This window comes from Enterobacter hormaechei subsp. hoffmannii, from assembly GCF_001729745.1.
GTDB classification, from domain to species: Bacteria; Pseudomonadota; Gammaproteobacteria; order Enterobacterales; family Enterobacteriaceae; genus Enterobacter; species Enterobacter intestinihominis.
Genome location: NZ_CP017186.1, coordinates 2,329,296 through 2,349,488 on the forward strand (window position 1 = coordinate 2,329,296; position 20,193 = coordinate 2,349,488).

Annotated in this window: 19 protein-coding genes and 1 pseudogene; all 20 read right to left on the bottom strand. The window is 49.7% G+C overall.

Annotation, left to right across the window (positions count from 1 at the left end; genetic code table 11):
• Positions 1–36: 36 nt before the first annotated feature.
• The 20 genes and pseudogenes from ynaL to BFV65_RS22435 all read right to left on the bottom strand — a co-directional run bounded on the left by ynaL (position 37) and on the right by BFV65_RS22435 (position 20,181).
• The gene (gene ynaL / locus BFV65_RS23105) at positions 37–189 is read right to left on the bottom strand and encodes a proline-rich small protein YnaL (protein WP_154815129.1); all 153 of its coding nucleotides are present in this window, start codon (positions 187–189) and stop codon (positions 37–39) included.
• A 275-nt stretch (positions 190–464) separates the two neighbouring features.
• Complete coding sequence (zntB, locus tag BFV65_RS10935; protein WP_032624170.1) at positions 465–1,448, bottom strand: zinc transporter ZntB; 984 nt, start codon at positions 1,446–1,448, stop codon at positions 465–467.
• 90 nt (positions 1,449–1,538) lie between these two features.
• Positions 1,539–2,669, bottom strand: coding sequence for a methyl-accepting chemotaxis protein (locus tag BFV65_RS10940; protein ID WP_022648264.1), 1,131 nt, complete (start codon positions 2,667–2,669; stop codon positions 1,539–1,541).
• 312 nt (positions 2,670–2,981) lie between these two features.
• On the bottom strand, positions 2,982–3,470 hold the full coding sequence (locus BFV65_RS10945; RefSeq protein WP_045308187.1) for a hypothetical protein: 489 nt from the start codon (positions 3,468–3,470) through the stop codon (positions 2,982–2,984).
• A 25-nt stretch (positions 3,471–3,495) separates the two neighbouring features.
• Positions 3,496–4,827, bottom strand: a complete 1,332-nt coding sequence (locus tag BFV65_RS10950) for a VasL domain-containing protein (protein WP_069596617.1) — start codon at positions 4,825–4,827, stop codon at positions 3,496–3,498.
• Between the two features lie 23 nt (positions 4,828–4,850).
• A complete protein-coding gene (tssE, locus tag BFV65_RS10955) occupies positions 4,851–5,306 on the bottom strand; it encodes a type VI secretion system baseplate subunit TssE (protein WP_069596618.1) in 456 nt (151 codons plus the stop codon).
• Positions 5,306–5,851: a type VI secretion system lipoprotein TssJ gene (gene tssJ / locus BFV65_RS10960; protein ID WP_032624166.1), complete on the bottom strand. Its 546-nt coding sequence runs from the start codon at positions 5,849–5,851 to the stop codon at positions 5,306–5,308. Before tssJ ends, tssE begins: the two co-directional genes overlap by 1 nt.
• Positions 5,829–6,914: a type VI secretion system baseplate subunit TssG gene (gene tssG / locus BFV65_RS10965; protein ID WP_058646473.1), complete on the bottom strand. Its 1,086-nt coding sequence runs from the start codon at positions 6,912–6,914 to the stop codon at positions 5,829–5,831. Before tssG ends, tssJ begins: the two co-directional genes overlap by 23 nt.
• Positions 6,878–8,632, bottom strand: a complete 1,755-nt coding sequence (tssF, locus tag BFV65_RS10970; protein ID WP_069596619.1) for a type VI secretion system baseplate subunit TssF — start codon at positions 8,630–8,632, stop codon at positions 6,878–6,880. The genes tssG and tssF overlap by 37 nt, the downstream gene beginning before the upstream one ends.
• A gap of 85 nt (positions 8,633–8,717) precedes the next feature.
• Positions 8,718–8,969: a hypothetical protein gene (locus BFV65_RS10975; RefSeq protein WP_157886688.1), complete on the bottom strand. Its 252-nt coding sequence runs from the start codon at positions 8,967–8,969 to the stop codon at positions 8,718–8,720.
• Between the two features lie 85 nt (positions 8,970–9,054).
• Positions 9,055–9,528, bottom strand: a complete 474-nt coding sequence (locus tag BFV65_RS10980; RefSeq protein ID WP_069596621.1) for a hypothetical protein — start codon at positions 9,526–9,528, stop codon at positions 9,055–9,057.
• Positions 9,529–9,782: 254 nt separating this feature from the next.
• Complete coding sequence (locus BFV65_RS23495) at positions 9,783–9,902, bottom strand: polymorphic toxin type 44 domain-containing protein (protein ID WP_081330542.1); 120 nt, start codon at positions 9,900–9,902, stop codon at positions 9,783–9,785.
• Positions 9,903–10,009: 107 nt separating this feature from the next.
• Positions 10,010–10,078, bottom strand: a pseudogene (locus BFV65_RS23560) (hypothetical protein); the annotation flags it as partial.
• Between the two features lie 85 nt (positions 10,079–10,163).
• Positions 10,164–10,634, bottom strand: coding sequence for an immunity protein TsiR (locus BFV65_RS10985; RefSeq protein ID WP_069596622.1), 471 nt, complete (start codon positions 10,632–10,634; stop codon positions 10,164–10,166).
• Positions 10,635–10,636: 2 nt separating this feature from the next.
• Positions 10,637–11,731, bottom strand: a complete 1,095-nt coding sequence (locus BFV65_RS10990) for a polymorphic toxin type 44 domain-containing protein (protein WP_069596623.1) — start codon at positions 11,729–11,731, stop codon at positions 10,637–10,639.
• A gap of 32 nt (positions 11,732–11,763) precedes the next feature.
• Positions 11,764–13,365, bottom strand: a complete 1,602-nt coding sequence (tssA, locus tag BFV65_RS10995) for a type VI secretion system protein TssA (protein ID WP_069596624.1) — start codon at positions 13,363–13,365, stop codon at positions 11,764–11,766.
• Positions 13,365–16,832 (bottom strand): ImcF-related family protein, encoded by a 3,468-nt coding sequence (locus BFV65_RS11000; RefSeq protein ID WP_069596625.1) that lies wholly within the window; start codon positions 16,830–16,832, stop codon positions 13,365–13,367. Before BFV65_RS11000 ends, tssA begins: the two co-directional genes overlap by 1 nt.
• Positions 16,829–18,037 (bottom strand): KPHS_23130 family T6SS system protein, encoded by a 1,209-nt coding sequence (locus BFV65_RS11005; protein ID WP_069596626.1) that lies wholly within the window; start codon positions 18,035–18,037, stop codon positions 16,829–16,831. Before BFV65_RS11005 ends, BFV65_RS11000 begins: the two co-directional genes overlap by 4 nt.
• A gap of 654 nt (positions 18,038–18,691) precedes the next feature.
• Positions 18,692–19,234, bottom strand: coding sequence for a M949_RS01915 family surface polysaccharide biosynthesis protein (locus BFV65_RS11010; RefSeq protein WP_069596627.1), 543 nt, complete (start codon positions 19,232–19,234; stop codon positions 18,692–18,694).
• Positions 19,231–20,181, bottom strand: a complete 951-nt coding sequence (locus BFV65_RS22435) for a C40 family peptidase (RefSeq protein ID WP_071892843.1) — start codon at positions 20,179–20,181, stop codon at positions 19,231–19,233. The genes BFV65_RS11010 and BFV65_RS22435 overlap by 4 nt, the downstream gene beginning before the upstream one ends.
• Positions 20,182–20,193 lie beyond the last annotated feature (12 nt).

Consider the following 20,193-nt stretch of genomic DNA (forward strand, 5'->3'; position numbering starts at 1 on the left):
TTGCAGTCAGATGGCGCGTATCCTCGCAGATCTCCGCTAACGATGCGACAATTTAATCGGTTCTTCGTCCGGTGGCGGATCCGGCATCGGCTGCGGACGCGGGATGGGATCGGGAATTGGGGTCGGATCGGTGGGCACCGGATCGGACTGCCATGTGTTCAGGCGTTGCAGGGCAAGTAGCATACTCATCTTTTCCTCCAGATTTGGGTGCTTACCCCTAAAGGGTAGACGCAGATAAAAAGGAGGCAAAAAAAAGCCGACTATGAAGTCGGCGTCGTACGAATCAATTGTGCTATGCAGTAATTCAAAAAAAGGAAGTAAGACAATATGGAGCGCAACGCCCATCGCTTGACGTTGCATTCACCTGCGGGAGTAATATTGCACCTAACATGGTGTAAGTTTATTGACTTCGCTCAATTAAAATGTCGTTTTGAAGCAGTCGCAGCATTAGAAAATGCGTAAATTTACAGCCATTTACTACGATGCAACCACCATGCAACACCCCCAATCAAAACCACTAACATGACGCAAAACGTGGTGAAGCCATAGTGATATTCACCGCCGGGGATCCCCCCAAGATTGACGCCAAACAACCCGGTTAAGAACGTACTCGGTAAAAAGACCATCGCCATCAGCGACATGGTATAGGTTCTCCTGGCTAATGACTCCTGCATTACCTGTGCTATCTCATCCGCCATGACCGCCGTTCTGGCGATACACGAATCAATTTCGTCCAGACCACGTCCCAGCCGGTCAGCAATATCCTGCATTCTGCGACGCTGATCGTCATTCATCCAGCTCATGCGTTCGCTGGCCAGTCTCGCATAGACGTCGCGCTGCGGGGTCATATAGCGGCGCATAACAATAAGCTGTTTTCGCAACAACGCCAGAAAACCACGTGGGGGAATTTGCTGATCGAGCAGGTTGTCTTCCAGATCGATGATTTTATCGTGGAGTTCTTCAATAAACTCGCTGGCATGATCGGTCAGCGCATCACATACATCCACCAGCCAGCTTCCGCAATCCGTAGGCCCCGTGCCCTCTTTCAGATCGTTAATGACGTCATCCAGCGCCAGCACTTTTCGCTGACGGGTGGAAACAATCAATCGTTCATTCATATAGACACGCATTGCCACCAGCTGATCCGGACGCTCATCCGTACTGCCGTTTATGCAACGCAGTGTTATTAACGTCCCCTCACCCATCCGGCTGACGCGAGGTCTGAGACTTTCTCCCGCCAGCGCATCCCGAACGTTGTTGGGCAATAGCGGCGTGGACGCGAGCCACTCGGCGCTGTCCGGGTGCGTGTAGTTGAGGTGCAGCCAGCATGGGTGTTCGTTGTCGATGTGATCCTGATCTTCAAGCGGCCTTGCGCCCCCGCGCCCATCAAGTACCCATGCAAAAACCGCGTCAGGTACGTTAACTTCAGACCCTTTAATGCTCTCCACAGCGCCTCCACCGATTTATCTCTTTCGGTGTCAGTCTAGCTTTCGTCGAGGGTTAAGCAATAATTATGTGAGGCATCATCCTGAATATGCTCAGGAATTCACCACCCATTCGCGGCTTATTAACGCATTATCAGCCTGGTACTCGTTCTTCAGACGGAAATTACGTGTTCGTGTCTGAAGTTCAATCACCTGATTGCGCAACACATCTGACGAACCGTTCAGTTCTTCAACCATCGACACATTGCTCTGTGTTACGCGTTCCAGCTCTGACAATGCCAGCGTGATTTGTGAAATCCCTTTTTCTTGTTCCGATGTTGAGGCGGAAATTTCATCCATCAGTCGGCTCACGTTGCCCGAGCCGGTAACGATGTCGTGCATGTTTTTTTCAGCTTCAGAGACTACGTTAACGCCCTGCGTCACGTTATGGCTGGTGACTTCAATCAATGACTTAATATTTTTTGCCGCTTCGGCGCTACGATGCGCCAGGCTTCTGACCTCACCAGCGACCACTGAAAATCCTTTTCCATGGTCGCCCGCTCTTGCCGCTTCAACGGCGGCGTTAAGCGCCAGAATATTGGTCTGAAAAGCGATACCGTCAATCAGCGAGATAATCTCTGTCATTTGCTGGGCGCAGTCGGTAATTGATTGCATATTGTTCGCGACCTGCCCCATTAACTCTCCGCCTTTACGCGCCTGCAACGTCGCGATATTCGCCTGTTCGCTGGCTAAACGGGTATTGTCGGCATTATTTTTTGTACTTGCAGCCATCTCTTCCATGCTGGCTGCCGTTTGCACCAGCGAAGCTGACTGCTGTTCTGTTTTAACGGAAAGCTGCGCGCTGCGTGAAGAAAGCTGATCTGACAGGGTCATCGCGGTTTGCGAGGAGGCGCGGATCTCACGGACCAGCGTTGCAATGTTGCTGGAGAGACTATTAATGCCCGGGATCAGTCGTCCCGCACAGTTGTTGCCGAATTCAGGGATCGACACGCCGAGATTGCCTGACGTCACTTCTTCAATACTTTTTTTCACAGTATTGATCGGCGTCACAAGATATTTTGTCATATACGCCCAGAGTAAAATTAAGGCGATACATTGTACGATAATGACTGCAATAAAAAGCGAAAAACTCCCTGAAAATAGCGCTATAACTCCATCACTTACCAAAAACACACATAAAAGGAAATAGACAATGAAGGTTCTGACACTAATATTTCTTAGCATAGTTTTTCCTACGACTTTATATTTTTGTGGGCTCTAAGGTTTATAGCATTGCCACAGTATTTTGTCCTCACGTTCGTCGTTAGTTTGTTGTTTTGCAGTTTGATTTGAGCAGTTTCGCTTAAGGCAGATAAAAAGCATGATATACGGTAAATATCCAGCTTGTAGTTTGGTTACCGCCCCCCTTAAATATTAGCGCTTACCTATTTAAGAAGGAGTACCGTAGGGCAACATTGTTTAGTCATGCTTAATAAGTTAACGTAGTTAATATATATCAACTACGTTACCGTGACCTCCCACCAGGCTGGCTTACGTTCAGGCCAGACAGTCGACTGACTGGAAAAAATAGTCCTCCGTCATGAGAACATTCTCTTTCACACTTTGATGTCCGCGACGAATATACCAGCCTGTTTCAGGCGCCATGCTTAAATGGTATATCCTCTCCCCCGATATACTGCCGGGGGCATTAATGCACATTGTCATACACCCCTTCTCTGATCCCCTGATGATCTGTTCTGGCATAATGCTGACGCTGCGATCTCCATTTCGCAGAATGACAGTCGTGATGACATAACGACATATACTGCTACTGAGGCTGTAGCCGACCGTACTCAAATCGGTGATATGCTTTTGGGATAACAGGACTTCAATACCAGAACCCTCAAACCAAACAATAATTTGCTGTGCAAGATCATCCATCCGCTGACAAAAAGCCCTGACTTCGGCTTCAGCCGTATTAATATGAATCGGTTTATTTACGTTATTCTGCTGCACTTTCTTAAAAAAACGCTCTCTTACTGACATGTTAACTCCGTGTTTTTCGCCAGTCTTATTGTTCTTTTTTGTGCTTCAGCAGGGCGTAGCTAACAATCAACTGCTGAAGATGTAGTTCGACCTTGTTTTGCTGCGCTGCTGACCGGGGTTGCCCGGCAGGTAGAGTGGAAAGCAGACGAAGCTGCTCCTCAAGCGGTATGGTTTGGCTAAATGACTGCGACATGGCAAACACGTCTGATTTCAGTTCACTCACCGTCATGTACTTCCCCTTCTGTTCATCCAGTGCGTTCAGCTTGTTCGTCAACTGCTGCAACTGCGCCATACCCTGATGCCAGCCATTCAGATCTAAATCTGCTAGCGCAGCGATACTCATCTGTTTCTGCCAATGTTGCGCCAGGGGTTTGGCCTCTTCCGGCCACAGCGTCAGCGCCTGCTGCACCAGACGGTCGCCGAAGCTCACTGCCCAGTCTGGTTTCAACTGTAAAAGCTGCGCTAACAGCTGTTGTGTCTTGCCAATCCCCGGTTCCGGTGACGGTGACGTTTGTTGCAGCGCCTCTAATTGCCCTGTAGATAGCCCTTGAGGTAGAGGAGCCAGAGCCGCGGCTAGCTGCGCTTGTGCCGAATCTGGCGCATGCAACATCTGCCATCCTCCTGCGACGACACTGGCTGCCACCAGCATGGTCAACATACCTGCAGCAAATGGCTTCCAGGGTTTCATCGACACCGGAGGTTCTTTAACCACCCCAACGTTCAGCACCGGCTCGGGCTCAACCACATAAACCCATTTACTACGCTCAGTCGGTTCGACGAGGTGAATTTCCGTAGCACCCAATGCGTCACCGTGCAGACTCATGTCCGTATTTTCGCTGTTTTCCAGACGCACTGCTGCGTTCTGCATCATCGTGCGCAGAGCATCAAGCTGAGTAGCATGCTTGAGTTCCATACGCTGCAAGACGTCCCCCAAAGCGCTCAGATGCTCTTCAGACTGATACAGCTGCCCTAAGTCAGCGTACGTCAGCGATAGCGTTCGTACTACCTGTTGCAGGCGCTTGCTGAGTGCACTGAGGATTTCGATTCGCGCATGGACAGGCTGTGGCCAGAGGTTTCCCCACTGGCGGGCTACCAGTGCAGCAAGTACCGCAAGCCCCTCATTCATACCGTACAATCCGGCCAGATGCGTACGGGCGAGCGTATACCAGGCAGCCGTTTGTAGCTCCACACCGTTATGCCCGAACAGTGACAGACAGAGCGTTTCCGCGTGTTGCCAGTTCACATCCGGGCGTGCCGGATGGGTGAGCTTGTTCATTTCTTCGCGCAAGGCAGCGTAATCCGCAAGCGTGCGCGGATCCCCGCCGGTTTTAAGTTGGCGTTCAGAATTTATTGTCATAACTGTTTTAACCTGAGTAATAACTAGATGGCGGCTCGTGCATCGAGGTATTGCTGTTGTTTCAGATGACGGATTAATACCCTGCCCTCGGGCATAAATTCCGTGCCGTAGCGCACCAGCCCCACCCCCTTCAGCTCCGCATCAATGGCGTAGCGAAGCTCACCGGCCTGAATCTGTTCCTGCATCACCACGTTAATTCGATTCAGGCGCGGCTCATATTTCAGCAACACGGCCGACAGTGTGGTGATCAGCTGATGGGCGGTTCCGGGCATCCCCTGGAGGATTTTTGTCATATCCGGCAGGCCGTAGTCTGGCAGGTGAGCCAGCGTACCAGCGCGGCAGTTGAGGATGCGCTGCATGTTATCGAGTGCTGATAAAATCACCTGATTCTGTTCGCTGACCTGGTTGAGGTTCAGGCCACCTGAGAAATTGCCGCTCAGCATTTCATACAGCGATGGCGTATTATGTCCCTTTGGCATCAGTCATCCTTCAATGGCTGTAACGTCAGGTGGTTATTCCCGGCCTCCAGAATGCGCGGCTTATCCGGATCGAGATCTTCACGTTTTAGAACCTGCTTCCAGGTATTGTTGTCCAGGTCCGGGTGACGAAACAGGCCGACTACCGCGACAAACTGCGTTTCTTCTTCCATTGGCATATCAAGATTTGTATCACCACCCGGTTTTACGACCACATCTCGGGTCGCCAGCAGGTCGGCTTTCAGGATGGTTTCGCCATCTTTCAGGAGTTGCTGGTAAACCGTTTTATCGAAGATTTTACGGTCTTTCAGTTGATAGACGCGGACTACCACCGGCTCGGAGAGTGAGTTATTTTCGCGGGAATCGGTGTTTAACGCTTCACGCGCCGTGAAATCCAGGTGCAGCATCTTAATTTTTTTGTAGAACACGGAGTTAAATGCCGATTTGGTGCCATCAGTGATGCCCTGCGTCACCCCGCACCCCGTCAGGCTGAATGCCAGCAGAGCAGGCAGCAAGCTCGCGTGTTTAATTGAACTTGTACGTAACACGTCGGTTTCCTTGTTGTGATATTGCCGGCTTCAGGCCGGTGTAATAGCCCAGTTCCGTCGTAAAGGTCGGTGGGATATCGTCTGTAAACTCCCCCTCATCAGCCCCCAGCACGCCGTTCATCCCGAGCCAGAAAGGGCCTTCACCAAGCGGCGGAACGGCAAGAAGTCGGGTCCGGGTGGTCAGGGTGAGTTTTGCCTTAAAACGCCAACCGAGCCAGACACGAATCATCACCATAAAGTCCTGATACAGCAGACCGTCCGGCTTCCAGCCCTGTGCCTCCTGTTCATTATCCGTCCTAAGCGCAACCAGCAGTTGGCTACCCGCATCCATCGCTTCGTCACCCAGTGGTGTGTTGCCGTCCAACAGAAAATCGTCATCACCGTAAAAGCCCAGTGGCTGACCAATTTCCACCGGCCGCAGGCAGTACGGGCTAACCTTAACGGTGGTTTCCGGGGCCAGCAAAGTCACCAGCGCCTGCATCCCCTCCTGCGTTTTGCCCGGTTGCTGTAGGACACCCAGCAAAGCCAGAAAACGGGATACCGGTGTGGCAATGTGGTCTGCTGTGCCGGGAATACCCAACCCCACCAGGCCCAGCAGTGACTGCGAGATGCTGTCCGTACCACCGGGTTCAAAGGTGGCCGGATAAGAGTATTTACGCCAGATACGGTAAAACTGCGTCAGAATGCGATGACTGAAGATATCCAGAAAACCCTGTAGTGCATCATGCCCTTCCCGACGCTGAGCGATGTCATCGAGATACGCCGTCGGCAAGGGTGAGTCGACACCGTACATTCCCATAAAGGTCGTGCGGATGAGTGGTGGCCGGCTGTCATCCTCCTCATCATATTCCACGGCTTTCATCTCACTGGCCGGAAATCCCATCCCCGGATGTGGGGCAAAGCGTACCGGATCATCCCCCGGGTGACTGGTCGAGCCCATCAACGGCCTGCCCGGGTTACGCTTCTCCAGTAACTGGCATAAACGGTAAAAGTTCATACGATGCAGGTCGGCTTCCAGCCGTGGGCTCAGCCGGGAATACGGCGATTGTGCTTCTCTTCCCATTCCAGGCGCTCTCCGGTAGGTTGCAGGATGATAATCAGTCGGTTAAACAGATAAATGTCGGTGTAGAGCGCAAAGAAACGACTCAGCATCTCGCCAAACAGGCAGATGTCACCGCGCCCGGCAAAGCCATGGCTGTCCAGGGTCACCTCAATCTGCACGCCGCGCACCAGATAGCCCTGCTCAAAGCGTTCGGTTTCACTGTGCTTCACGTCAATGATGGCTTCCAGGCGGCGACGGTTCATCTCGCTGTCGGTCCATTCATACAGCGCCAGGGTACCGCGCAGCACGTCGGCATTATCCATCATCGACAGAAATCCGCTGCCAAGGTGACTCAGCACGCGCCAGTGGAAACGGTCCTGCGCCGGTGGGTAACAAGGTAGCGTCGGCGCGCACAGGTTGCGCACGGCAATGCTGACCGAAGTGGTTTTCATCACCGTATCAAGCACGGTGCTTTGCAGCGCACGTCGTGGCAGTTGACCGTTTGTGCCGGTGAGCGTCAGCGACAGGCTTTCGTCTTCCGGGACGGTATGATTATCAAATGCTTCGCCGCCAAGAATGAGCCAGGTGTTATGCAGGCCGGACGGACCGCGGCGCACGCGGGTGTGGTAGTAATATTCCGGTGCTTCATGACGCATCATTCCTCCCTTATGACGGAAGCTCGAAAACGGCACGTAGGTATGCTGACTCGACGACATCACCGAATCCACGGTATATATCTCGGTATGGCCATCCTGCACGCGCATCGGGCGCAGCATGTATTCGGTTTGCAGAGAATTGAGCGTCAGCGGATCGGATTCCAGCGGGAACAGGTTAATGACCGGCACGCAATTCAGGCGCAGGTGCTTTTCGGTAAAGCTGAAGTCATGCTCCCAGCGTTCCGCCAGCACCACGTCGATTTCAAACCAAGAAAGCTCAGAAGGAAAGATCACGGCGTCCAGCCCGCGCAGCCCCATGAACATAAATTTCTCGCGGAAGGTGAAGTACTCCAGCAGCAACTGGTAACCGCTGAAACTGCTGTCCCCCTTCGGCCACAGCCTGTCATCATCACCAAACCCCAGTGCGGTGAAATACCCGTCCATCGGCCTTCTGTCTACTTCACCTGGCATGCGCAGCCACAGGCACGCAGTATTCATGGTAAAGGCTTCATGCATGGCGCAGGCCAGCGGCGCGTCAGCGTTGAAATAGAACGGGATCTGGCTGAGATCGACACGGCTCCAGTCAGCAAGATGGCTACAACTGAAGCGCAGGCTGATGACAGAGCGCCCGTCAGGATCAGTCGACAGGCGGGCATGATCCAACGCCAGTGGCTGAAGGGTTATCTCTTTAGTTGTGGTGTAGCGACAACGCGTGCCTTTTTCACCGATCGGCCGCGAATTGACCTCGAAACCTCTGGCGATACGCATCGGTTCTTTCATCTCACGCCAGACAGGAGTGAACTCCACCACCGACATCGAGGGAATGGTGCGCAGGTAATGCGGCCACAACAGGCTGACCAGCCCTTCGGTCAGTTCCGGCAGGTCGTCGTCAAGCTTCTCGCGCAGGCGGCCCATCAGGAAGGCAAAGCCCTCGAACAGGCGCTCCACGTACGGGTCGCGCGCGCCCGCTTTATCGAGATTGAGCATTGCTGCCTGCTCGGGGTGAGCACGGGCAAATTCTTCGCCGGCTTCCAGCAGATAGCGCATTTCAGCGTCGTAGTAACGTAGGGTTAAATCATCCATAGATAACCAATATGATTGAGTGTTTGATTGTATTCAGGGATAAAGCGAAGCCATGACAATCTGCAACTTATTGAGAGGGCACCAACTAATTTTTCCTGCTTAATCGCTTAAAAACCAGAAGAAAGACGGTATAAATAACAACAAAAGTAATATTCAATGCACCATAGAATAACCAGGCAATGGAGTAGGTTTCGTCAACCAGATAATCCAGCCGCGTTCCGATTAACGCGGGTTCATACGTATATTTGATATCCATAAATGAAAGGGAGAGAATTGCTGTACTGACCAGTAAAAATAAAGCTACAGGTGCACAAACAAGCAACAGACGCTTAATCATTCTCAACTCCACGGGGTTGGCTTTCAGGATTATCAGTGATTCAGTACTATATTTCGTGATTTCAAACGTAATCTCATACAACCTGTTATTCCCTTGCCTCTTTGCCAATTAATGATTTATTTTTTGGCGATATATTTATTTTATTAAAACATAGAATGCTCTTCAGTGGCTTAATCGTTTCCCTCGCTAGTCCAATGTACACATTGTATGAATAATAACCAACATTTTTGGTAATATCAAAAATCGCCCCGCCGCTCACATTAGTTAATGAATCCGTCTGGCTACTGGTCTTCCACCCAAGATATAACTGACCATTGTTTAAATTAACATCCTGCCATGAAAGGATGATTTTCTCATGTTCATCGTTATTTATCACAATAGGCCTCATGGAACTCTCAGCCTGTTCAATATCAGGTTCAATATTTTTCACTCCTGTGCTTTTATATAAATAAATAACGCCGCCTGATTTATTATATATACTTACGGAAGGTTTTAGATGATAAGTGAACATCCAAAATAAACTCAACACAAAAAGAATAATAACAGTATTTTTTATCATTGAAACTCCGCAGGCATATTTATGTGCTTGAGATTCTTTTCATTCCAGCACCAATGGTCGGTTCTGGATTCGGAAAAACCTTTCGTTGATGTATTTACGAGCGCATCAAGAATATGCTGAGAAGTAAGCTTTTAGGCATACTTACCAAAACGATGGTATAACTCAAAACCAATCTTCATACTTGTAATATCATCCAGGGTATCATCACCCATTGCACCCGGGGTCATATTTTACTTCCATATAGAGCCTTTCAATTATAGCTCCTCAGAAAACCCAACACTTAGCCCAATATATCCATAATGGATATTTGACCAGACATCAAGGTAAAAATCATACTCTTTATATTTATAATAATAACTTTCTGACATTTGCATTATTTAAATCAAGATCATGCCATGAAAGGATGATTTGCTCATGCTCATCGTTACTTATCACAACAGGTCTCATTGAAATGTCAGCCTGCTCACGTTGAGCGAGGGAAAAAATCTTCGCCAGCTTCCAGCAGGTAGCGCATTTCAATATCGTAATAACGCAGAGTTAGATTATCTATATATTTATACAGATTTTTTAATATTTATTAAACCCTGGACATTTTGACTTTCCATATTCATTTCCAATGAAAAATAGATTGTGGGTCAATATTTGTACTTGAATGCTTTTATTTTTTTAAAACACAAATTTCCAGGATCATCCTCTAGAATCTCATTATTAAATCCATCGTTTATTTTAATCGACACAGAACACGCACCTGCTGTTGAGGAAAGAATGAAATTCTGACCTCCACCACCAACTGAATTATATTCGTATTGGCCACCGATCCTCCAACCAATATCGATTGCTGCATCTCTTCTAATCAGAGATATAAATGAAGCAGTAAATTCGCTTTTCTCTCCTGGAGCTATGACGTCAGGTTTTGACCTTACAATTCGCTCAACTTCTTCAGGCTCGGGGTCGACGCCGTAGATGCTCTCACCAGCATATATGAAAAGAGGTTTGTTAGTATTATTTGTAATAGTAACGAAAGGTCGCACCGGGAATATGTGAACAATTAGCACCAACAGTCCCGAAAAGAATACAATGTAACCCAGAATTATTTTCTTTTTCATAATCATTCCTCAATCTTATCTGGATTATCTGTATTCCAGCACCAGTGTTTTTCTTTTGAGTGTGGTAGTAGCACATTAGGTGTTTGCTCAAGCGCGTCAAGTATATTAATCACAGCCAAACTGTCTGCATATTTCCCGTGTTGATGGAATAGAGCAAAACCGATCTTCATGCTCGTAACGTCGTCCACCGTATCGTCACCAATCGCTCCAGGTGTCATGTTTTGTTCCCAGGTAGAACCCTTTAAGAGCAATGATTCTGAAAAACCGACACTAAGGCCAACGTAGCCATAATGTATGTTTGACCAAACATCATAAAAGTAATCATGCTGTTTGAACTTGTGGTAATAAGACCTTGACGGTTTCCCTTTTCTGGGTAATGGTCGCGCAACTGCAACCGACGAAAATCTATCGCGAATCTTCGGTTTGTGATCCCAAGTAGAACCCGTTTTCACGGTCTGATACCAGACAGCCATTGCAGCAGGCAAATCCGGTTTTGGAAATGTGCGCAACTTTGCATAAAAAGGGAGTTTATTCCACTCGGCACGCCTTTGTTTTAAAGTATCCTCGTCGATTAAATATCTGATTGTTTCTGCAGTCTGGCTTCTGACATTTGTCTTAATTTCTTTGAGTATGTAGTCTGCAACCTTTATCGCGCCATCAGTATGCTGACAATGCGGTTGATTCTTAAGATCCGACGACTGCCCGGCAGTCGTTACTGGTGGAGTAGTTGCCGGTGAAGTAGCTGTAGATGTGGCTGTAGGTGTGGCTGTAGGTGTGGCTGCCGTTGCCCCCCCTGCAGAATTAGCACTCCCTCCACTCTTCTCGTACGTATCCTCCAGCATCGACGGAATAAACTTTGCCCTGCAGGGACATGAGCTGAAGCTGTCGAGAGTCCCGGCCATTCGCCTGCCATGAATGATATCGTTGTCGATGCCTCCGGCTACCTTGTAAATCCCCGGAAATTTACCGCAGGTCACGCCGTCCTGTTCCCGGGCAACCGGTTTACCAAACAGAGTGTGATCTTCTGCGCCCGTGATAATTCTTCCGCCGCAGGTCGTTTTGTCGCCCTGCACCAGATAAAAGCCTTTTGCTGACATACATTTTTCCTTTTCGCTGAATTCAGTCCTGGTTATCCGCAAAGCACCGCACTGCCTGCCGGGTCAAGCGCAATCAGACCTGCCAGAAGCTGGTCCATCTCTGGCTGAAGCCGTGACTTATCGGTTTCACTGCGGGCGGCTTTCATGCGCAGCAGCCTGAGGCGGCGCGATTTCACTTCAAACATCAATGCTGGCGTCCATTGCGTGAGGGTGATGGCCTGTGCTGCACCGTCAAGCTCACCCAGCAGATGAAGAGCCAGCTCATTCTTACCCTTCTGCTCCGCCACGCGGGCCATTAGCAGACGCACCAACCATTTGTCTTTTGTGGTGTCGGTGCCCGGGCGCGTTTGCAGCCAGTGGAGTGTGGCATCCAGACCATCCGTGTCAGCTTTCTCCAAAGCTTCCGGTTCAAGGGCCAGAATATCGTTGCCAGTTTCACTCAAGGCATTGACAGGCTCATCCCGCCAGTTGGACATCTCGTCCTGTACGCTCTGGTTTATCCAGTTCAGCGTGACCTCATCAGCAAAGGGTGTGCCGTCATTGAAGGCCAGCGTTTCAAGTCCGGGAAGGCGCCGCAGCAGCCCTTTCAGGTCAGCGATAATGATATCGGCCAGCACATCCTGGCCTGATTTAATCAGGGCCTGATGGATGTACCACTGCAAATCTAGCCAGAGATGATTGGCGCCACGCGAGAAAGTGCTGTCCGCTTGTTCCAGTATCTCCAGCCAGCTCTGTTGCAAATACAGCCGTTTGAGCATTGCCCGCTGGTCAGCCCTCGGCGGTTCGATGCGCGTTTTCCCTTCGGCATCCGGAGCCGGGATCGCTCTCAGCGTGTCGTGACGCAGACTTTTCATCAGTCGGTGCGCGGCAAGCCAGCCATCAGGTTGCTCACGCAGATATCCCGTCAAGGTTCGGGCCTGAGCCAGCAAATCCTGACCTGACGTGATGTGGCTCAGCGCTGGCGCGTCCTGTTCTGCCGCGTGAGATGCCCACTGCGCGCGTGTTTTACTGCTGGCGTTCTGGGGTATTACCGCATCCACGCCACCGGCTTTCATCAGGCGGGAACCCAGCGCGCTGTACAGGGCACTTAGATCTGGACGTGACGCTTCAGGCTCAGTTTCAAGACTGTCTCGGATGAGAAGCAACGCACCGGTCGTACGCTGGGCATCGTCGCGTACCACTTCTGGCCAGAGTAACAGGCTGTCAAGCAGACGAGAGCCTGCGAGCCACTCCAGTGCTGGTTTACGGCTTCGCTCTCGCTGCGGGTGAAGCTGCTTTCCATAGCGCGTTAGTAATCCCGCAAGTAGCTCAAGCCCTTCAGCAAACCCGGTTTCACCGTCCTGGTGCAAGCGCGCCCAACAATAGTAAGTAGCAACCCGGACATCTTTGGCCACAGTGTTCAACACCTTTTCAGCCAGCTGGCAAATCAGCCCGGTATCAATACTGGAAAGTTTATTGACCTCCTCCCGGATACGCTGGAAATCATCGTCATAACCCGGGTCTTCTCCTGTAGGACTGTTCTCACTGATCGGGGTAAGCCAGCGCTGCCAGCTTTCGGAATGTGACTGCGCCTGCTGTCGCAGCAGGGTTTCATCTGCCTGGCAGGCAACAACCAGATTCTGCAAAGCGTCCATTATTCGACTCCGTCCATGTCACTGTTTTCTGTATTGGTCATCAGCGCCTGCGCCATAGCCGCGCTATCTACGCTAAATATTTGATCTGGCAGCGTGAAGCCCCGTAGTGCCAGTAATGCCAGCGGCCCACTGCCCAGTTGTGAACGCAGTACCCACTGTAGGGTACGACCATCCGGCGCGGTAAAACTCATCATCCACTGACTGCGGTCAAGCTGCTCTCGTTTACTCTCATCCAGCCAGCGAATAAAGCCCCAGGTTCCGCTGTAATCACCAAACAGACGTGCACCCGCATTGACGGTGGTCCATGTCAGCATGGTTCCGGGCTTGTAGGTGTCACCAGGCCAGCGGAAGCTCTGCCAGTCTGCCATCTGGTTGAAGTAGTGCAGCTTTTGTCCATCAATAGTCAGTTGCGTTTCTACCACCTGCGGTACCGGACGCGCCTGTAGTTCAAAGCTGATGCCCTGACTGCCGTCGGTAAACAAGATATCCGATAGCTGGCTGAGCTGATTAATCGCCCGCAGGAAGGCTGGGTTAAAGTTCAGTCCCTGGCTGTTGACCTTATCCGGTACCCACTGGCTGCCCTCCTTATGCAGCACACCGCCGAGTTCCGTGGTCAGGAAGCGCTCAATACGTCCGCTATCCTTACGCACAAACTCAGCCAGCATTGGCAGAGAGGAATCACTCTTGTTGACAGCAAATGGGAAACGTCCGTCAAATGCCGTATGCCAGTTCGCCACCACGGAACGACTCCATTTGTCATTCAGGCTCGCTGCCGATGGCTGAAGCACAGTTTCCCAGGCCTGGGTCAGCGGCTGCACAAACATGGTGCTGCCAAAACCACTCCACTCTTCGCCCAGGCTTGCAGCAATCAGGCTGCCGTACTGCTGGGTGTCGGTCAGGTCCACGCTTTTGCCCTGGAATACGGTCTGCGCCAGGCTCTGCATCATTTCCTGAGGGTCAGAGGCGCTGGCGACCTGTTGCAGACGCAGACGCACACGGGTGATACGGGTAAGATACGTTTGCAGGCTCAGTGAATTGTCAGCCGACATAACGTTGCTGCCGTTGTTTTTACCCATAAGTGTTAGCAACGGTCCAAAGGTTTCATCCAGTGGGCCCTGCGGGCCTGAGGCTGACTGGTCAATTACCGGTTTGTCCTTCCCGCCTACCAGGTCTTTAGCCGATTTGATGATGGAGTCCGACAGGCCTTCACTCTTCTGGCCGGCCTGCCCCTGCCAGGCGAGGGTGTTCATCAGGGCAATCAGCGGTGACTGGCGAACATCACTCATCAGCGTCAGCTGGTCAGTGACGTCTGCAATATTGTTTGCCGGATTAAGTTGCAGGCTGTTGAGGAAGCTCAGCCAGCTACCGGCAAAGTCGGTGAAGTAGCGTTCCGTCAGACGTGCTTTCAGTGCTTCCGGCGACAGGTCTGAGGAAACGGTTTTCCGGCTGTCGCTCAGTACCCAGTCGATTTCATCGCGGCGGGAGTTTGCCGCTTTCTCAATGGCCTGCTGAATCCCTCCCTCCCAGGCCTGACGGGTGAACATGCCCGGCACCACCTCATCGGTGGTAAACAGGCGACGGGCATCGGTACCGCCAGTTATGTCCTCCAGAGACACATCGGCAAAGTTACGACGTACGGATTTGAGCATGTTCTCGTACAGCGTACTTTCCGCGTTGCGCCGTCCTATCTGCTGCAACAACACCTGGCGGCTCTGGCTGACCAGCTGCGCATCCGGCGTGATTTTCCACTGTGGCTGCTTAGGCAGTTCGGTGATGTAGAAAGCCCACAAATCCGGTGACAGGCTTTGCCACAGGCCAGCTGAGATACCTAAACGCGTCGGCTGCACGGTTTTCATGGTTTGCGCGTAGAATGCACCATCAGCTTTATCCGGACGGGACATCATTAGCCAGGCTTTCAGCTGGTCATAACCCGGTTTCGCCAGCTGTGTCCGCTGGTCGCTGTTGGGTGCCGAATTGACCAGCGCAATGAGCTTCTGCTTAAGCGCTTCATTTGCCGGATCACGTATCAGACGGTTGTTCGCCACCCCGTACCAGGGCAGCATTGCGTCAAGCAACTGCTGATCATGGTTAAGACCAAAGCGCTGATACCATGGCGCGCCGTCCAGAATATGGTGCAGCAGGCGACCGGCATCATTACGCAAAGCATGCAGGGCCGTCAGCTGGTAATCCGATACAGAAGGGTGCTCCACCAGAGCATGAGCCTGCTGTGCAACAGAAACTATTTGTGACCGGTTGACCGCAAACGACAGCAGCATCCCTCCCCCACAGACACTGATGATGGCCATCAGTGCCCAGGCCAGCGCTCGTTCCCACGGCATACCGACACGACGGCCACGTACGCGGGTGCAGTCGTCAACAATACCCTGCCAGGTTGCTGGCAGAGTCAGGGCATGACGCTGTGATCCATAATTCTCAGCATCGGCTGTCCCCGCTGACATTCCGGCAGGTTTCTTCTCCGACAGGCTGAACATCAGACCACGCAGCGGGACGCGCTGCTGAGAAACAAAGAACCATGGCTGCAACTGCTGAGCCCAGCGGGCAATAGCACCGTCGTTCAGGTGCTGGCTCAGGCGCAGCAGGAAGTCGTGGCTGCTGTTTTCCGCGACCTGACTCATCCCCTGCGCCCGCAGGGCCGGCAGCATCAGTTCCAGCTGGCGGATTACATCGTCTTCTTTTGCGCGTGGTGGAAAGCTTGCACCTACCGCCTGCTCAGGACGCGTACCCTGCGACCAGTGACTGCTGCACAGTTGCCACAGCCAGACCGGAGCGGAATAACGCAGCAGTTCGCTGATTTTTTCCAGGCCGCGTAAATCGCTGTCGCTGATATGTGGAGTAAGATTAAGCGACTCGGGCAGTACACGGATAATCCCGTCCAGCGGGCGCCCGCGGCGTAGTTTACGCAGCGCGGTGTATTTTTCGCGGTCAGGCTCCGATGCCAGGCTGCCGCCATAAATCAGCACGGTGCGGTTGCCTTCGAGCCACTGCTGCTGTTGTAGGCCGGGTACCAGTTGCTCAATCGCGGCTTCATCGCCGGTGATTAACAGCAGACGTGTTTTGCTACGCCAGTAAAAACTAATACGGGAGCGGAGATGCGCCCGAATCCTGTCACACATGACCACCGCAGGGTGAACAGGGGCGTTATCATTTTCCCGCTTCCTTTTTTCATCATCACCACTGGTATCGTCGACAAGCGCATTAAACTCCTGCTTACCGGCATTACGAACTGCCGCCAGGAGCAACATGGATAGGATAAGGGTGCAGCCTGAAATACATCCGCCAGCGATAAGCCAGTAAATTTGCTGCTGACTACCGTCTTGAATCCCGGCAATATCCGGATGCTTCCAGAGCATGAACGTCATAACGGCTAACAACAAAAAGAAAAGCAATGCGACAGCAAGATAGCGGCCTTCCGTAGTCTTTGGTGCAATAGCAAAAGGTAGCTTCACGGATCCATCTCCTGTCGGGAAGCAATCGGGGTAATGTGCGTGCTCCACAGCACATTCTTTGTGGTATCGCCACAGATAATCATCTGTGGTGACTGTGTTTGTTGGGCGATTTCAGTGGCGGCAGCGATGGCAAGCCAGGGGGCTGCGGCACCGGCACGTCCCATAGACCTGTCGAGTGAAATGACGGAGTCGTCCGCTACAGACTGCGCAGGATGTGCATTCTGACATGTGATCACTTCTGCGTGCTGCTCACCCGTCAGTCCGGCAAGCCATAAATTTTTAACGATATGTCCTTTGAGCGGGACGTTCCAGGCGGCCATGTTCATCCCCTCGCTCAATTCACCAGGAGAGGAAGCATCTGGCCGGTGCAGCAGCGCGAGAGGTTCGAGTGCCTCCTGTGTCAGGCGATTGCCGAGAAGCAGTGCAACAGCGGCTTCTGCGGTATTGTTTGAGTCAACCGGGTCAATCTGGAGGCCAACGATCAATAACATCGTTTCATCTTTAATGCGATAATCCAGCCAGTGGCTAACTACTCCCGGCCCATTGCTGTCCACATACTCAACCGCGCAGGTTATTCCACTTTCCTTCCAGGCTTCCTGCCAAATTTCCTGAACCGCAGGGAATGACAAAGTTGACGAGATATCAAGGATGACAGCCAGTGAGGCATTTTCCGGGAACTGGCCAACTGGCAGACCCGCAATGAGTTCAGAAAACAGACGCGTGACAACCAGCTCAGGAGTCTCTCCCGGCTCTGTCGTAATACGGCTCAGCCTCTTGCCTTTTTCGCCTTTCCAGTCCGACTGAGAAATAATAATGCTGTGATTCTTGAGCATCTCAACAGCGACAGAACCCTGTTTGTCTTCCTTATGGGCAGTTATAAATGTCATATTCAGTATCTGAAGCGCGCGGCGTGCTTTACGGGTCTCACTTAAGATCCAGCGTTCCCGATGCCGGTCAAAACTATTCGCTTTACTGTCCTGTAATGACCAGTGCCACATACGAAAACCGAAACTTATAATCCAAACAACAACGGGCGTACCAATAGCGACCAACCAGAAGTGGTTGTTATCGATGTATCGCCCGAATATCCGCATGAGGATCACACTGATGACCAGCATTGCCGCCAGGACAGCAAACCAGCGGGATGTTTTTGGCGGAACTGGTCGTGGATAACATTCAGGAAGATGTTTAAGGGAATACCGCATTCACACACTCATGATTCAAAATTTCTAAGCATTAGCTAAAAGGGAAAAATGTTTGGCTCTCTCGGGATATCTGTCAAAGATCATTTCATATTTTTTATGGCCTCTGTTTTTAATTTCAATTAGCGTTACCTCCCCGTTTGAATCATATGAAATGCGCTTACCCTCCTCAATATAATTACCTTGTATGTCAATGTAATTTGTTTCTATTCTGAGGCGGCCAATTTCAGGGCCTGATGTATAATAGCCACGGCAATGCATTGTTTTTTTGAGTACATACTTCGGAATTCACATAAAGTGGCCCATGTTTTTCGAAGATATAAAATATAGTCATTTCATTATGAAAAAAGAAAAACCTGTTCTCTCTGTTGGGTATGTAGTTGTAAGCAAGATACGCTTTATTATCTTTATCTGCATTCAATTTACCTGGTCTTTTTCCGTAAGCATAATCGGAAGCATATACATTACCGATTTTTTATGTCTCTAGCTACTACCTTTGTAGTTGAATGAAACATTATTGATATATTGGATTTTATTATCATCCCCACGATAAGAAATGCAAGAACATGAGTGGGATTTTGTCATTAATTTTTTACCTTTCCCATTCAAAAATAATTCTGGTACACTGAATTTATTTAATGTCTAATCAAAATATGTTTACTCCAGAACAACTGTTGATGCTTTACACCAATTGTTGAGCATGTATTTATGCAAAAGAATATTATTTTTTAAATTAGTATCTGGTAATGGTCTAATATTATTATCAATTACCCCATCAGGCGTAATCATCCGTTCTTCTCCTCGAAGAGAATGCTTAATACCATTTTCATAAGCAAAATATTTTACAGCAACTGGATCAAGGCCGCCCACATAACCTATGGTATAAGCAAACAATACTGTATCTAATGAGTCATTAATTTTCTTAACCTCGAATGAGCCCTTAATCAAGGCCATATTTATATCAAGCGGACATTTATTTACAAAATCGACAAGACTCCATATTTTTTTGTTTTTCACATACTCCGAAGCGGTTATTGTTGAATTTTTAACATCCCCAAGATTTTCTTCTTGAATATCAATCCTCACCTTATGGACACCATCAATCCTAACAAACTCCTTAGTAAAAGAAGATGCAAAACTACTCATAACAGGCAAAGTCACCAGAAATAATGCTAGTTTTATCTTGTTTGTTAGAATCATCTTGTGCTCTCGTGTCCAGTTGTTTTAGAATGAATACCAATCATTTCATTCAGTTCATTTACATCAAAGATGTCTAATTCTTTTTGTGCATTTGACTCATAGTATCCTTTATATGCCACTGGTAAAAAAAATCTAAAATCTTTAAAAAGTGAAAATTTTATTGTGTCACCCTGATTACCGCCCAAACAAATTAATTCTCCCGACTTCGATTGACCATATACAAAGGTTGCATGCTTTCCTGATGATGCGGCACATCCATAGATAGGTTTTTTGATTTCAAAAAAGTTATTGCTATCTTTAAAAAACGAAATAGCACGATATGGATCTGGCACTGTTTTATGATATCCACTTTCTTGAAAACAATAATTTACAAAAGACGAACACCAAGCATTTGATGTCCCAACTAGATTTTTTATCCATTTATGACCTATTAATGCATGATAATTGCTGGTAATAGAGTCTTCTTTAGTTCCATGCCATTTCTTTGCCTCACTCAGTGCAATATTCATCCACGGAGCTTCTCTCTGGTCGTGAAGGAGTATAGCTATTGGATTTCCAGAATTTTTTCCCCCAATCGATTCCAGCGTTTTTTTATTCACTGATTTTGATGCTGGAGGGCTAACTGCTGGTTTTTCTGTTTCGCCAACAGCATTACTACCACTTTTGCTTATGGAAAATGATTGCCCTGGGTAAATTTTATTAGGATCGGATATGTTGTTCTGTCGTGCGATTTCGTCTAAACTAACATCGTATTTATCCGCGATCTCCGCAAGAGTATCACCCGGTGAAACGATATACACTGAAGGGTCACTAGTATTGACACCATAAATCGTCAAGTGCTGACCGGGGAAGATCTTACTTACATCTTTTATATTATTATTTTTAGCAATTTCATCAGTACTTGTCTTATAACGTTCGGCAATTTTCGAGAGGGAGTCTCCTGACATGACTATGTACTC

Coding starts and splice junctions, on each gene's coding strand:
- BFV65_RS10945 (WP_045308187.1), bottom strand. CDS start 3,470: ATGTCAGTAAGAGAGCGTTTTTTTAAGAAAGTGCAGCAGAATAACGTA.
- BFV65_RS10985 (WP_069596622.1), bottom strand. CDS start 10,634: ATGAAAAAGAAAATAATTCTGGGTTACATTGTATTCTTTTCGGGACTG.
- ynaL (WP_154815129.1), bottom strand. CDS start 189: ATGAGTATGCTACTTGCCCTGCAACGCCTGAACACATGGCAGTCCGAT.
- BFV65_RS10975 (WP_157886688.1), bottom strand. CDS start 8,969: ATGATTAAGCGTCTGTTGCTTGTTTGTGCACCTGTAGCTTTATTTTTA.
- BFV65_RS10980 (WP_069596621.1), bottom strand. CDS start 9,528: ATGATAAAAAATACTGTTATTATTCTTTTTGTGTTGAGTTTATTTTGG.
- BFV65_RS11005 (WP_069596626.1), bottom strand. CDS start 18,037: ATGCGGTATTCCCTTAAACATCTTCCTGAATGTTATCCACGACCAGTT.
- BFV65_RS11010 (WP_069596627.1), bottom strand. CDS start 19,234: ATGATTCTAACAAACAAGATAAAACTAGCATTATTTCTGGTGACTTTG.
- tssE (WP_069596618.1), bottom strand. CDS start 5,306: ATGCCAAAGGGACATAATACGCCATCGCTGTATGAAATGCTGAGCGGC.
- BFV65_RS10990 (WP_069596623.1), bottom strand. CDS start 11,731: ATGTCAGCAAAAGGCTTTTATCTGGTGCAGGGCGACAAAACGACCTGC.
- BFV65_RS10950 (WP_069596617.1), bottom strand. CDS start 4,827: ATGACAATAAATTCTGAACGCCAACTTAAAACCGGCGGGGATCCGCGC.
- BFV65_RS22435 (WP_071892843.1), bottom strand. CDS start 20,181: ATGTCAGGAGACTCCCTCTCGAAAATTGCCGAACGTTATAAGACAAGT.
- tssF (WP_069596619.1), bottom strand. CDS start 8,632: ATGGATGATTTAACCCTACGTTACTACGACGCTGAAATGCGCTATCTG.
- tssG (WP_058646473.1), bottom strand. CDS start 6,914: ATGGGAAGAGAAGCACAATCGCCGTATTCCCGGCTGAGCCCACGGCTG.
- tssA (WP_069596624.1), bottom strand. CDS start 13,365: ATGGACGCTTTGCAGAATCTGGTTGTTGCCTGCCAGGCAGATGAAACC.
- BFV65_RS23495 (WP_081330542.1), bottom strand. CDS start 9,902: ATGCAAATGTCAGAAAGTTATTATTATAAATATAAAGAGTATGATTTT.
- BFV65_RS10940 (WP_022648264.1), bottom strand. CDS start 2,669: ATGCTAAGAAATATTAGTGTCAGAACCTTCATTGTCTATTTCCTTTTA.